Below are 13,621 nucleotides of genomic sequence, written 5' to 3' on the forward strand. Positions count from 1 at the left end.
CCGACGACGGCCGGTATCAGAGACCGACAAAACTTGAATACGGCGAGTGTCTTCGTGTGCGTCCATAAGGACACTCGATAAACGTTCTGCCCGCTCAACAGCCAGACGGCCCTCCGCGAATGCTTACGATCCAGGCGCTGAGCGACCGGCGGTCCTGCTGAACTTCCCAGAGCAGGAGGGTCTGGTTGCGCAGGGCGAGCGAGCGCGCATAGGCGATCTGCTTGGGCGTCGCGGGCAAGGCGTATGTGGTGCTGTCCATCGGGAAACTCCCTTGCTGGCTTGGCCCTGAATATAGAACATAACAGGAACAAAATCAAGCCGAAGCTCTGGGGCGCGTCGGTTCGAGAGGGAGAGATGGGCGGGGGAAGATCAGGCCTGAGGGTGCCCGAGAGAGGGTGTCCGGGCCTGATCCTGTCCCTCATTCTGGAGCTTCCCGATGACCTATCTCGCACCCGTTGCGCCTCCCGTTCCCGTTCCATCGCGCGATCTCGCGCCAGCGATCCTCGCCGTCGCCGAAGTGTTGCAGCCCGATCTGACCCAAGGTTTCCAGATCGACGCGCTGCGTCTGCGGCTCGAGATGGAGCGCGCCTTTGGCGGCTCAGATGCCGATGGTTGCTGGGACTGGAAGCTTGCCTATGAGGCGGGCGAGGTGGCGCTGGTCCTCTTCCTGCGGAAGTTCGGCCGCGCGCTGCTGGCCCGGGCCGGCTCGCCTGCGGCGCTGCTGCCGATCCTCTCCAAGGTGGCCGGCCTCTTGCCGACGCACACCCGCCGCTCGGAGGAGATGGAGCGCTTCCAGCAATTCTCGACGCCCTTGCCCATGGGGCTCGCGGCGCTCACTGCTGCGCAGATCACCCGGCGTGACCTGGTCCTCGAGCCTTCGGCCGGGACCGGCCTTCTGGCGATCCTCGCGGAAATCGCCAGCGGCAGCCTCGCGCTGAACGAGTTGGCAGACACCCGCGCCGACCTTCTGCGCCTTCTCTTTCCGGGTCATCCCGTCACCACATTCGACGCAGCACAGATCGACGATCATCTCGACGCGGGCGTCCGCCCAAGCGTCATCTTGATGAACCCGCCGTTTTCGGTTGTGGCGAATGTCGATGGCCGGACGACAGAGGCGACAGCGCGCCACCTCCGCTCGGCGCTTGCCCGGCTCGCCCCCGGCGGGCGTCTGGTCGCAATCACCGGAGCCGGTTTCGCACCCGATGCGCCTGCGTGGGCAGAGACATTCGGCCGCCTGACCGAGAGTGCCCATCTGGTCTTCACCGGCGCTGTGTCGGGCGCTGCTTTCGCCAAGCACGGCACTAGCTTCGAGACGCGGATCTCGGTCTTCGACAAATGCCGGGGCGGCGAGCAGGGTGGCATCACCGCCGATCTGGCACGGTCCATCTCGCCCGATGTGGCCCACCTCCTTGCCCGGATCACCGCCGAGGTCCCGCCACGCGTCGAGTTGGATGCGGGTGTGGGCGCATGTTCCCGGCCCATTTCCTCTTTCCGGGGAATTCCTTCCCGTGCCTCCGGCCCTGCCGCTCGACCCCAGCGGTCAACGGCGTCGGCCAAGACGGATGCGCATGTCACCACGCCCGATGCCGAGGACCTCGCCTACACGCTGCGCGAGACGGAGGACGGCCTCGGCTCCGCGCGCCTTTCTGACGAGATCTACGAGATCTTTCGGCTGCAGGCGATCGACATTCCCGGTGCCGCTCCACACCCGACCAAGCTTGTGCAATCCGCGGCCATGGCGTCCGTTGCGCCCCCGAAACCCTCCTACCGCCCGAAACTCCCCGCCGCCGTCCTGCGCGACGGCCTGCTGTCCGACGCGCAGCTTGAGACCGTGATCTATGCCGGTGAGGCGCATGACGCCTATCTCGCGGGGTCTTGGACCGTCGATGAGACCGGCGACACGGTGTCTGCCGCGCCCGACGATGCCGCAGACGCTGTCCGCTTCCGCCGCGGCTTCTTCCTTGGCGACGGCACGGGGGCGGGCAAGGGCCGCCAATCAGCCGGGATTGTGCTCGACAACTGGGCCCAAGGTCGCCGCAAGGCGCTCTGGATCTCGAAGAGCGACAAGCTACTGGAGGATGCGCAGCGCGACTGGTCCGCACTCGGCCAGGAGCGACTGCTGGTCACGCCGCTCTCGCGTTTCGCGCAGGGCCGCGACATCCCGCTCGCTGAGGGTATCCTGTTCACCACCTATGCGACGCTGCGGTCCGAGGAGCGGGGCGCCAAGAAATCCCGCGTCGACCAGATCGTCGACTGGCTGGGGGCGGAGTTCGACGGGGTGATCCTCTTTGACGAAAGCCACGCCATGGCCAATGCCGCAGGAAGCAAGGGCGAGCGTGGGGACACCGAGGCCTCGCAGCAGGGCAAGGCGGGTCTGCGTCTGCAGCACAAGCTGCCCAATGCCCGCGTGGTCTACGTCTCTGCCACGGGAGCCACGACGGTGCACAACCTCGCTTATGCGCAAAGGCTCGGACTCTGGGGCGGCGAAGACTTCCCCTTCGCGACGCGAGCGGAATTCGTGCAGGCCATCGAAGCCGGTGGCGTGGCAGCCATGGAGGTCCTCGCCCGCGACCTCCGATCGCTCGGTCTCTACACCGCACGCTCGCTCTCCTATGACGGCGTCGAATACGAAATCCTGGAACATGCGCTGACGCCCGAGCAGCGCGGCATCTACGATGCCTATGCCGGCGCTTTTGCCATCATCCATAACAATCTCGCCGCCGCGATGGAGGCCGCCAACATCACGGGCGACAGCGGCACGCTGAACCGCCAGGCCAAGTCCGCCGCGCGGTCGGCCTTCGAGTCCGCGAAGCAGCGGTTCTTCGGGCATCTGCTGACCTCCATGAAAACCTCCACGCTAATCGCCGCCATCGAGGCCGATCTCGCGGCGGGCCATGCCGCCGTCATCCAGATCGTCTCGACGGGCGAAGCGCTGATGGAACGCCGCCTGTCAGAAATCCCCACCGACGAATGGAACGACATCCGCGTCGACATCACCCCGCGGGAATACGTATTATCCGGAACTCCGGATAAGACATAATATGCCGCGTCCGCGTTATGCAGAGCGCGGCGCTTCATGTCGTTGATATGATGTTTCATTTCGGGATCTCCACTTGGCATAATCAAGATGCCTCTGCTCTCAACCGCAGAAGGACACCCCGACATGACCTCCCCCTCCAACTCCCACCCCGGCAGCGCAGCCGCCGGGGCTGTCAACGGCCAAGCACTTGTTTCCGGTTATCTTGCGGATAATCCCAACTTGTCTGCTGGCGCGCTCAGCGCCGCCCGGCATTTCCTGAAGTGGGTCACCGATCGGCATATCTCGATCAGGGATCTTGATACTGCGGCGATCAGTCGTTTTGCGCGACACCGCTGCCGGTGCGGCCGCTATAGCGCCGCGCAGTTGCGGGACCCCGCTTACATCACCGAGGTCCGGAGGTTTCTTCGTTATCTGGAGGATACCGGCCATGTGGCCATTCCAGACGAGGTTGCCCGGCTTGGCCCGCATTTGGCCGGCTTTTCCGCGTGGCTTGCTGGCCAAGGTTACGGCAAGGTCACCTACGACTCCCGCATGAGTCAGGCGCGGCATTTTGCGGAATGGGCTCTGCAGCGACGTATTCCGGCCAGCCATATCGATATCAACGTGATCGAGCAGTTTGCCCATCACGACTGCCGGTGCGGGATCAAGACCAAACGCGGCAAGCGGGTCGAGGGCACCGGCAATAAGGATCGCCGCCGTGGTGCCCGCGCCTTCGTGTCTTTCCTCAGAAAGGAAGGGGTAATCCCGGTGGCCGTGTCCACGGAATTACCGGCCGATCCACGCCTCGCCGATTTTGCCACTTGGATGCGCAGGGAGCGCGGCGCCACGTCCGAGACGATCAGGCGCTATCAGCAAGAGTTGGGCCGCTGGCTGATGAAGCTTGGATCGGAACCGCAGGGGATCACCGCTGCGGCCGTCCGCTCGATCGTTCTGGATCAAGGCGAGGACCGCTCCCGATCGTCAGTCCGCATGACGATAACAGTATTGCGCACATTCTTGCGTTTCATGATCGGCGAGGGGTTGTGTGCTCCGTCGCTGCTTCTTGCGGTGCCGTCAGGGGTGCGACGCAGGCTTTCCACCGTCCCAAAGACGATCCCGGCTTCGACCATCGAAGAGATCGTCGCGTCCTGCGCCGCAGGCACGTTGGTTGAGGTGCGAGACCGCGCAATCATCCTGCTTCTGGCGCGGATGGCCTTGCGGGCCGGCGATATCTGGCAACTCCGCCTCTCCGACATTGACTGGCGCGCGAGCAGGTTGCGATTGCACGGCAAAAGCCGACGCGGGGTGTTGATGCCTTTGCCGCAGGACGTCGGTGATGCGCTGCTCGCCTATATCGAGGACGCGCGCCCGGTGGTTGCGTCCGACAGGGTCTTCTTGCGCGTCCAAGCCCCTTTCACCCCATTTCGCTCATCGGCCGAGATCGCCGGTATCGTCTCTCGAGTCCTTTCCCGCGGCGGCTTCGTCGGCCTGCCGACCGGCGCACATGTGTTTCGGCATTCGCTGGCTTCGACATGGCTGCGCGGTGGGGCGGAACTGGATCAGATTGGGGCCGCGCTGCGCCACGCTTCACGCGACACAACCGCAATCTACGCCAAGGTCGATGTCGATATGCTGGGGGCCGTGGCCCAGCCTTGGCCGGGGTACGCAGCATGATGCATCGCCATGTCGACCGCTACATCAACCTGCATCGCGCCCTCGGAAAGGGGTTTGCCAAACATGAGAGGTCCTTGCGCGAGTTCGCCGCATTTGCTGCTGACCGGACCGATCCGCATGTAACCGCGGCACTAATCCTCGAATGGGCAGGCAGGGCGGCCACGCCTAGTTCTGCACAAGACCGATATGATCAGGCCCGCGCCTTCGCGATGTTCCTGCATGCAGAGGACGTGCAGCACGAGGTTCCAGTCGCAGGATTGTTCGGCCGGTCAAGGCGGCGCCGACCCGCTCCCCACATCCTGTCGCAGAACCAGATCAATGGCATCCTGGCGGAGGCGCTGCTGGTTCCAGGCCTGACCCCGATCAGCCCGCAGACCTATCACACGCTGTTCGGATTGCTGGCCTCGACAGGTCTGCGCATCTCGGAAGCATTGTCCCTGTGTTGCGACGACCTGACGGAAGATGGCCTGATGATCCGCAAGGGCAAATTTGGCAAGAGCCGCCTGGTCCCTCTTCACGCCTCGACCCGTGCAGCGTTGGAGCGCTATCTCGATCGGCGGCGCGTCGTCCGTGATGCCGGTCATGACCTTTTCGTGCTCGGGCACGGTCACGCACCGACGGCGACGAGAGCACACGTGGTTTTCGTACGGATCGTGCGCAAGCTCGGTTACCGCAATCCGACAGGTCCCGGCCCCCGGCTACACGATTTGCGCCACACCTTCGCGGTTCGGTCCCTCGAGAGCTGCGGGACTGATCCGCAGTCCGTCCTGCGGCACATGCGGACCCTGAGCACCTATCTCGGCCATGTCGATATCGCAAATACCTATTGGTATCTCGAAGCCACCCCCGTCTTGTTGCAAATGATCGCGGCAAGGGCAGAAGAGACGTGGATCGGGGGTGCAGCATGACCCCGCTCGCGCCGGACCTGTCGGCTTTCCTGCAGAAGCATCTGCCCGATGAGCGTGGCGCCAGCCAACATACCATCGCCGCCTATGCCCACGCGTTCACACTCTTGCTGCGGTTTGCGGCCACACGCCTTAAACGACAGCCTTCTGACCTTGCTATCGAGGATCTCGACGTCAGCCTGATCAGGGCCTTTCTCGAGCACATCGAAGAGGGTCGAGCCAATACCGTGCGATCCCGCAATGCCCGGCTGGCAGCGATTAAGGCGTTTTTCCGCTTCCTTGAACCAAGGCGTCCAGCCTGCCTCGAACAGGCGATGATGATCAGGTCGCTGCCCGTTAAACGCACGGATGTAAAGCTGATCGACTACCTGACGAAGGGCGAAGTGCGCGCCCTACTTGCGGCCCCAGACAGCAAAACGCCGGCTGGGCTGCGTGATCGGGCGATGCTTCACCTGGCCTATGCAGCAGGTTTGCGGGCATCTGAACTTCTCGCAGTTCGGATGGACGATTTCCCGCGGGGCTCGTTCGCAAACATCCGGGTGCTTGGGAAGGGCCGTCGGGAGCGGGTGCTGCCGCTCTGGAAGGAGACGCAAGCTGCCATTCGGGCCTGGCTGGCAGTCCGTCCCAACGATGTCGGGTCGGAACTTTTCCTGAACCGCGATGGCGGTCCCATGACGCGGGATGGTTTCGCCTACCGGCTCCGTCAACATGTGGCCGTGGCCGAACGCGCGACCCCGTCGATTGCCGACAAGCACGTGACCCCGCATGTGCTGCGGCACAGCTGCGCCATGCACACGCTGCAGGCTACAGGCGATGTCCGCAAAGTCGCCCTATGGCTGGGTCATGCCAGCCTCCAGACGACCGAGATGTATTTGCGCGCGGACCCGACCGAGAAGCTTGCTTTTCTCGAAGCGCATCATGCCCCGCTGATCAAGCCGGGCAAGTTCCGGCCGCCGTCTGACAAGCTGATGGCAATCCTTGCGGCCGCGACAGGCGCGAAGGCGCGGCTATGACCACGGCACCGTTCTGAGTAACTGACTCGCCGTGCATCGGCAGCGTCCCACATAGGATGGGGCGCTGCTATTCCATCACATAGCCAAGCGCGCGATACCCAGATCGCCGTTTTGCAGCCATCCTCGCCAGGACCGGCACCGCACTGTCCACGTAATCCACGACCAGAACGTCCTTCTTGCCGTCATGTTGCCGGTGCAGGCGGCCAACATATTGCGCCAGCGTTCCTTTCCACGCGATTGGCATTGTCAGGAACAGGGTATCGAGCCGGGTGTCGTCAAACCCCTCCCCGATGTAGCGCCCTGTCGCAAGGATCAGCCGTTCCTCTTCATGGGGGACATTCAGCGCAGCGACGGCGGACTTGCGATCTTTCGCCGACATGCCGCCTCGCAGGACGACCAGATTCTTCGCAAACTTGGAGAACCGCTGCTGCAGATAATCCAGATGGTCTTTGCGCTCGGTCAGCACGATCGGGGACCGCTTCGCCTCAAGAGATTTCAGCACATCATCAAAGATCTGATCATTTCGACCGGCGTCTTCAGCCAGAGCGGCATAGATCGCGGGCATCGATGGCCGTTCCGCCATCGCAAGCACTTCAGGCAGTTTGAACCGCGTGTGACGCTCGCGCGCCCGATGCCGAATGCCGCTCTCAGCAGCCTGCGATCTGGCATGAACCTGATGCCGAACGGGCCCGCATTGCATGAAGATGATGGGATGGTGACCGTCTTTTCGGGCGACGGTTGCCGACAAACCGACGACATAGCGGGCCTTCGTTCTGCGCGCGACAAGCTCAAAACTCGCCGCGGACAGGTGGTGGCATTCATCGACGATCAACTGGCCGTAGTCAGCCACGATGTCGTCGACTACGCCGTTTCTGACCAGGCTCTGGATAAGCGCCACGTCAATCACGCCTGTCGGTTTCCGCCTTCCACCGCCAATTGTGCCGATCTGCTTGGGGTCGATCTGAAGGAAGGTCTTCAGCCGCTCAATCCACTGGTCGAGAAGTTCACGACGATGCACCAGAACCAGCGTGTTTCGGGCGCGATGAGCAATCAGGGCCGACGCGACGACGGTTTTGCCGAAGGCTGTGGTCGCGGCAAGCACGCCAGTATCATGCGCGATGAGCGCCTCGAAGGCGCGCCGTTGCGGCGGCCGAAGCTCACCAAGGAACTGAACCGTGCTCGGCAGCGGGGTTCCATCGCTGCGCTGGTCGTCCAGTTCTGCCTTCGCACCGTGTTCGGTCAGGACTTCAACCGCCTCATCAAAGCAGCCTCGAGGCAAGGCAATGTGGCGTGGGTGCAGCTCGGCAAAGGAGACCACGCGAGGCTTTCCGAAGGTGGGCAGCCGCATCGCTTGCGCCCGATAGAACTCGGGGTTCTGGAAAGCTGCGACCCGTACCAATTGGGCAATCATCGCAGAGGGCAGCCCGGTTCGGTCAATGTAGACCTGATCTGCGACTGCTACCTTGATGTTTGGAAGAACCACCACGTCCGCAGGCTTTGCCTTCGGGCGTCGCGACGGCGACATTTTCCAGGGCTCGTCAGCGTCTTCATCATCAACCGGCATCCGGACGGCGAGCACCTGACCAGATGCCTCAGCAGCCGCAACAAGATCGGCTACCGCCTCCGCGGTCATCCGTGGCAGCGTCGACAGATACGCCCACTGGTCTTCGTATGGCTGAAGATCCTGATCGAGGAAGACGCTATTGCCGACCCTCCGGGCACTGTGCTGGAGCGGCAGCGCGATCAGGTTTCCAAAGCCGCCAGCGGGCATCGTATCCTGGTTCGGAAAGAGGCGGTCATAGGAAGAAAATCCGATCTCTGGCCGTTTCTCCATGGTTTCCGTGATCAGTGCCGATCCAAGCTGGCGAGCCGCCCGAGCCGACACAGGTTCGGCGAAGAATATCCAGACATGGCCCCCATTGCCCGATCGGGACCGTTCCAGTGCAGCAGGCACACCCTTCGTCTGACAAGTTGCAAGTAGGGCACTGGCGTCCTCTGCCCAAGACGCCTTGTCAAAATCTGCTGCCAGGAACCAGCAGGTATCATCCCGCAGCAAAGGGTAAACGCCGGCCACGAAGTCAGCCGAAAGGCCCTCGCCGCCTCGCGGGTGTCGTTCGATGACGCTGGCATCGGGGGGTATGAACCGCTGATGCTTGCAGTCCCCGCATTTGACGGTGGGCTTTCCGCAGATGCCTTTGACCCATTCGTTGAAGCAGGCAGGCGAATAGCCGGCGCGTCCTGTCTTGCGGTTTTCCCATCGCACCGGAAACACGTCCGGGCGACCAGCAAACAGGTTGCGGAACAGTTCGACCTTTTCGCCCGACGTCGACATGTTGGTGACGGGGGCATTTTCAAAGGATGGACGTTTGGCTTGCGCGGCTACTTCTGCGGTTTGCTTGGCCTCCAGCGCCGAAAGCTCCTGCAGAAGCTGACGTTGTTCCTTATCCAGCTCGGCCAGCCGTGCCCGAACCCTGGCCATTTCTGTTTCTGTCCCGCTCCTGTCCGCCACCTGTGATTTCCGCCAAGTTGTCCCCTCACTCCGACCATAACGGTCAAACGGCTCTGCGGTAAGCATGCCTCCGCTTCCGGCGGCTGCGCTGCCGGGGTGGGAGTTGGAGGGGGAGGTCATGTCGGGGTGTCCTTCTGCGGTTGAGAGCAGAGGCATCATGATTATGCCAAGTGGAGATCCCGAAATGAAACATCATATCAACGACATGAAGCGCCGCGCTCTGCATAACGCGGACGCGGCATATTATGTCTTGGACTACCTCGCCCATTCCTTCCCGGTGCAGCTCTACGAGCCCTTCACTGACAGCGAGGGCAATCTGTCCTCGCGCCCCGTCATGCGCGACGGCCAACCGGTCGAATGTCGCGAGGCCGCGCGCAGACGCGACGCGCTGATCGAGAAGCTGGCATCACTTCCGCCCGTGCCCGGGGCTCTCGACCAGATCGTCCAGCGTTTCGGCACCGACCTCGTGGCCGAGGTGACGGGCCGGTCGCGTCGGATCGTGCGAAAGGGCGAAGGCCCTGCCGCGCGCCTCGTCGTCGAAAGCCGGGCGGGGTCTGCCAACCTTGCGGAAACCGCCGCCTTCATGGATGACCAGAAGCGCATCCTGATCTTCTCCGATGCCGGCGGCACGGGACGCAGCTACCACGCCGATCTCGGCGCGAAGAACCAGCGCCTGCGGGTCCACTACCTTCTCGAGCCGGGCTGGAAGGCCGATGCTGCAATTCAGGGCCTCGGGCGCACCAACCGCACCAATCAGGCGCAGCCGCCGCTCTTCCGGCCCGTCGCCACCGATGTGAAGGCTGAGAAGCGGTTCCTGTCGACCATCGCCCGCCGCCTCGACACGTTGGGGGCCATCACGCGCGGCCAGCGCCAGACCGGCGGGCAGGGGCTGTTCCGACCCGAGGACAACCTCGAGTCCCCCTATGCCCGCGACGCCCTGCGCCAGCTTTACCGCCGCCTCTATCGCGGCGATGTCGTTGGCTGCTCGCTCGGGGCGTTTGAGGATGCGACCGGTCTGAGCCTGACCGATGACAACGGTTTGAAGGATGACCTGCCGCCTATCACCACCTTCCTCAATCGCCTGCTGGCGCTGACGATCGACATGCAGGCCGTGCTGTTCTCGGTCTTCGAGGAACTCCTCGACCAGCGAATCGAGGGCGCCATCGCTGCCGGGGTCTACGACCTCGGGCTCGAGACGCTGCGCGCCGAGAGCTTTCAGGTGACGGATGCGCGTGTGATCTACACCCATCCCGGCTCCGGCGCAGAAACCCAGCTCCTGACCATCGCGCAAAAGCAGCGCAACACGCCGACCGCGCTCGCTGATGCGCTCCACTGGCTGGACGATCCGAAGGCGCGTTTGCTAGTTAACAGCCGCTCAAACAGGGCTGCCGTGCAGGTGCCCGCGACCAGCCTGATGCTAGACGACGGCACCATCGAACCGCGGCTGAGGCTGATCCGGCCAACGGAGGCCAGCACCGTGCCGGCAAAGCTGATGGACGACACGCATTGGCTCGAGGCTGACCGCACGGCTTTCACAGCCGCCTGGACCACGGAACTGGCCGAGGTGCCGGAATTCACGGAAACCACGCTGCACATCGTGGCGGGCCTCTTGCTGCCGATCTGGAAGCAGCTCCCGCAGGACGAGACCCGCGTCTACCGACTGCAAACCGACGATGGCCAGCGCATCATCGGTCGCCGTGTCTCGCCCGCCTGGGTCGCGACGACGCTGGCGGGTGAAGCGCCGCAACTGTCCGCCGCGCAGGTCCATGCCCTCGTTCTGGAGGGCAAGACCGTGGTGCGGCTGGCCGAAGGGATGGAGCTGCACCGGTCCCGCGTCATGGGGGTGAACCGGATCGAGCTGTCGGGCTTTTTGGGTGCCGCCAAGGACCGGCTCAAAGCGGATGGGTTCTTCTCGGAGATCATCGCCTGGAAGCTGCGGCTCTTCTGCCCAGCAGACTCCAGCGGCATCACAGTGCTTGATCGTCTGCTTGCACGTTGTCCCGTGACAGGACTACATACGCGTGGAGGGTGCTGAGCCATGTATTCCGAGACTGAAGATCTGATCCGCGCTCTGGCGGAAAATGCCGAAGGCGTGTGTCGCGCCTACCTTCCCGCCGGACGGCGGGAAGGGTCCTACTGGATCGTGGGTGACCTGCAGAACAACCCCGGCCGGTCGCTCTTTGTGCGGCTGACTGGACCCGCCTCAGGGCCGGGCGCGGCCGGCAAGTTCACCGATGGCGCCACAGGCGAGCATGGCGATCTCCTCGACATCATCCGCGAGCGAACCGGGATCTCGCGCTTTCCCGATCTTCTGGCCGAGGCCCGGGCGCATCTTGGCCGTCCCCAGCCGGTCCTCCCGGATAGGCCAGTGCCGAAGAAGGCCCAGGCCCCCGGCGGCACACCAGCGGCGGCGGCGCGTTTGTTTGCAGCCTCTATGCCAGTCGCAGGCACGCTTGCTGATACCTACCTTCGCGCCCGGGGCCTGACCCAAGGCGGCATGACGAGTGCGCTGCGCTTCCATCGGAAGTGCTGGCATCGGGATGAGGGCCAGACCAGCAGCATCCCCAGACCGGCGCTGATCGCCGCGGTCACCGATGGGGCAGGGGCCTTGCAGGGCGTGCATCGAACCTGGCTGGCACCTGACGGACAGGGGAAGGCGGCTGTCGAGACGCAGCGGCGTGCCATGGGTCACCTCCTCGGCAATGCCGTCAGGCTGACCCCGTATGACGACATCCTCGTTATCGGCGAGGGCATCGAGACCATGCTGTCCCTGTCCGAGGCGGCCCCCGGCCTTCCCGTCTGGGCGGCGCTCTCGTCGGGTCACCTCGGGGCGGTCCTGTTGCCGGAGGGGCTTCAGCGCCTCTACATCGCCATCGACCGCGATCCTGCCGGCCAACGCGCGGCAGAGAGGTTGAGCGCCAGAGCCACAGAGGTCGGGATTGGGTGCCATGTGCTCGAGCCACAACTCGGGGATTTCAACGATGATCTCCGGGCGACCGGCAAAGAGGCGCTGCGCCAGTATCTGGCAGGGCAGATCGGGCTTGAGGATCGGCAGCGCCTGTCAGGCTGAGCAGCATCGCGCAGGGGGCGGTCAGGGGCAGAGGGGGGTAAGGGTCCTGCAGTCCTGTCGCGGGTGTGGATCATCACCTTTGCCTCTTCCCGGGCAATCTCATCCACCCGTCACCCACACGGCCTTCAAGAGATGGGCAGGCGGCCGTCAAAGGGGACGCCCCATCAAGGGCGGCAGGCAAGCTATTTCCGCCGCGGGGGACGAGCCCCCGCTTTGCATCGCGAAACAAATAGCTTGCCTGCCGCCCTCCTCCACATGCGTTCCGGCCCCGAAGGCGGGGTGAGGGGGCGTCCCCAGTGACAGCTTTCGCAGCCCATGAAGGCCGCGCGGGTTGTCGCGCGGATGAGACAGGCCCGGAGGCAAGAAACCGATGACGATCCACACCCACGACGACACCTATGAACCCGCCCACACTGCATCCCAGACCGCCCATGCGCTCGATGAGCTGCAGCTTTATGGCTTCCGTCCCTTTGACGAGCCCGATCCGCGCCCGATGCCCGATGGGCAGCGCCTCGCAGTCGCCGTCGCCGACATCTTCGATGCCCTCGTCGCGAGCCTTGAAGACACCCGAATGGAGCCCGACCTCGAAGAGGTGCTCTGGGGCCAGGTCAACCTCTTCCACCGCGCCACGGCCCGTATCGAGCGGTCGCTCGATGAGAACGAACAGGCGCAGCGCCGCCTGCAGCGCGAGCAGGACGGCTCCGAGGTGAATTCCACCGAACTCGAACGCCTGACGGCCGAAGGCCTGACGCTGATCGAACGGCGCAACTGCATGGACATGATGCGCGATCACGCCGCCACCGAGTTCGTCCATCACACGGGATCGACCTGGCGCCCCCGCACTGGCTCGATGGTGAACCGCCAGCACATGACCGCCGCGCTCATTGACAGCCGCGACTTCCTCGCCGCCAAGCGCCGCGCAGAAACCGAGGTGATGTTGCCTGCAGGCCCCAAGGTTGCCCTCACCGGCGGGACCGACTTCAACGATCACCGCCTGATCTGGGGCAAGCTCGATCAGGTCCGTACCAAGTATCCCGACATGGTCCTTCTGCATGGTGGAAGCCCGAAGGGCGCAGAACTCATCGCCGCCAAATGGGCCGAGGCCCGCGGCGTGACGCAGGTTGCCTTCAAGCCTGACTGGACCAAGCATGCCAAAGCCGCCCCCTTCAAGCGCAACGACGCGATGCTGGACGTGCTGCCCGTGGGCGTCCTCGTCTTCCCGGGCACCGGCATCCAGGAGAACCTCGCCGACAAGGCCAAGAAGCTGGGCATCCCGGTCATGAAGTTCGAGAAGGGGGCGTGAGCCCAGCCCTTTGCAGTAAATGATGCAGCCGCCGATCATTCGGCGGCTGCTCTCTCTTTCACCCGAAGAACTCGCTGAGACGCATCTTCCCACGGGCGATTCCGAGCTTCATTGCAGGCGTTTCCTTC

The 13,621-nt window shown here is 63.9% G+C and carries 7 protein-coding genes and 2 pseudogenes; 7 read left to right on the forward strand and 2 right to left on the reverse strand.

All coding sequences use genetic code 11. From position 1 onward, the window contains the following. Nucleotides 1–94 precede the first annotated feature (94 nt). Entirely contained in the window at nt 95–259 is a 165-nt protein-coding gene (locus DDE23_RS25265; RefSeq protein ID WP_157958119.1) for a hypothetical protein, read from the reverse strand. Between the two features lie 177 nt (nt 260–436). On the opposite strand from DDE23_RS25265, the pseudogene DDE23_RS24645 reads away from it, so the two are divergent. The 4 genes and pseudogenes from DDE23_RS24645 to DDE23_RS24660 form a co-directional block, all read left to right on the forward strand. Beyond that, a pseudogene (locus DDE23_RS24645) lies at nt 437–3,013 on the forward strand (strawberry notch-like NTP hydrolase domain-containing protein); the annotation flags it as partial. Nucleotides 3,014–3,163: 150 nt separating this feature from the next. Next, a complete protein-coding gene (locus tag DDE23_RS24650; protein WP_107755206.1) occupies nt 3,164–4,693 on the forward strand; it encodes a tyrosine-type recombinase/integrase in 1,530 nt (509 codons plus the stop codon). Beyond that, nucleotides 4,690–5,601 (forward strand): tyrosine-type recombinase/integrase, encoded by a 912-nt coding sequence (locus DDE23_RS24655; RefSeq protein WP_107755207.1) that lies wholly within the window; start codon nt 4,690–4,692, stop codon nt 5,599–5,601. The genes DDE23_RS24650 and DDE23_RS24655 overlap by 4 nt, the downstream gene beginning before the upstream one ends. Next, complete coding sequence (locus DDE23_RS24660) at nt 5,598–6,611, forward strand: tyrosine-type recombinase/integrase (RefSeq protein WP_107755208.1); 1,014 nt, start codon at nt 5,598–5,600, stop codon at nt 6,609–6,611. Before DDE23_RS24655 ends, DDE23_RS24660 begins: the two co-directional genes overlap by 4 nt. Before the next feature lie 67 nt (nt 6,612–6,678). Here DDE23_RS24660 and DDE23_RS24665 read toward each other — a convergent pair whose 3' ends face one another. Beyond that, nucleotides 6,679–9,186: a TOTE conflict system archaeo-eukaryotic primase domain-containing protein gene (locus DDE23_RS24665; RefSeq protein ID WP_107755209.1), complete on the reverse strand. Its 2,508-nt coding sequence runs from the start codon at nt 9,184–9,186 to the stop codon at nt 6,679–6,681. Between the two features lie 181 nt (nt 9,187–9,367). Between DDE23_RS24665 and DDE23_RS24670 the strand changes: the two are divergent. The 3 genes and pseudogenes from DDE23_RS24670 to DDE23_RS24680 all read left to right on the forward strand — a co-directional run. Then, nucleotides 9,368–11,155: pseudogene (locus DDE23_RS24670) on the forward strand (strawberry notch C-terminal domain-containing protein); the annotation flags it as partial. Nucleotides 11,156–11,158: 3 nt separating this feature from the next. Then, nucleotides 11,159–12,190 carry a DUF7146 domain-containing protein gene (locus DDE23_RS24675; RefSeq protein ID WP_107755210.1) on the forward strand — a complete coding sequence of 344 codons (1,032 nt, stop codon included), beginning with the start codon at nt 11,159–11,161 and terminating at the stop codon, nt 12,188–12,190. 370 nt (nt 12,191–12,560) lie between these two features. Further along, entirely contained in the window at nt 12,561–13,493 is a 933-nt protein-coding gene (locus DDE23_RS24680) for a DUF2493 domain-containing protein (RefSeq protein ID WP_107755211.1), read from the forward strand. Nucleotides 13,494–13,621 lie beyond the last annotated feature (128 nt).

It is taken from the genome of Pararhodobacter aggregans (assembly GCF_003075525.1).
GTDB classification, from domain to species: domain Bacteria; phylum Pseudomonadota; class Alphaproteobacteria; order Rhodobacterales; family Rhodobacteraceae; genus Pararhodobacter; species Pararhodobacter aggregans.

Coding starts and splice junctions, on each gene's coding strand:
- DDE23_RS25265 (WP_157958119.1), bottom strand. CDS start 259: ATGGACAGCACCACATACGCCTTGCCCGCGACGCCCAAGCAGATCGCC.
- DDE23_RS24675 (WP_107755210.1), top strand. CDS start 11,159: ATGTATTCCGAGACTGAAGATCTGATCCGCGCTCTGGCGGAAAATGCC.
- DDE23_RS24680 (WP_107755211.1), top strand. CDS start 12,561: ATGACGATCCACACCCACGACGACACCTATGAACCCGCCCACACTGCA.
- DDE23_RS24660 (WP_107755208.1), top strand. CDS start 5,598: ATGACCCCGCTCGCGCCGGACCTGTCGGCTTTCCTGCAGAAGCATCTG.
- DDE23_RS24650 (WP_107755206.1), top strand. CDS start 3,164: ATGACCTCCCCCTCCAACTCCCACCCCGGCAGCGCAGCCGCCGGGGCT.
- DDE23_RS24665 (WP_107755209.1), bottom strand. CDS start 9,186: ATGCTTACCGCAGAGCCGTTTGACCGTTATGGTCGGAGTGAGGGGACA.
- DDE23_RS24655 (WP_107755207.1), top strand. CDS start 4,690: ATGATGCATCGCCATGTCGACCGCTACATCAACCTGCATCGCGCCCTC.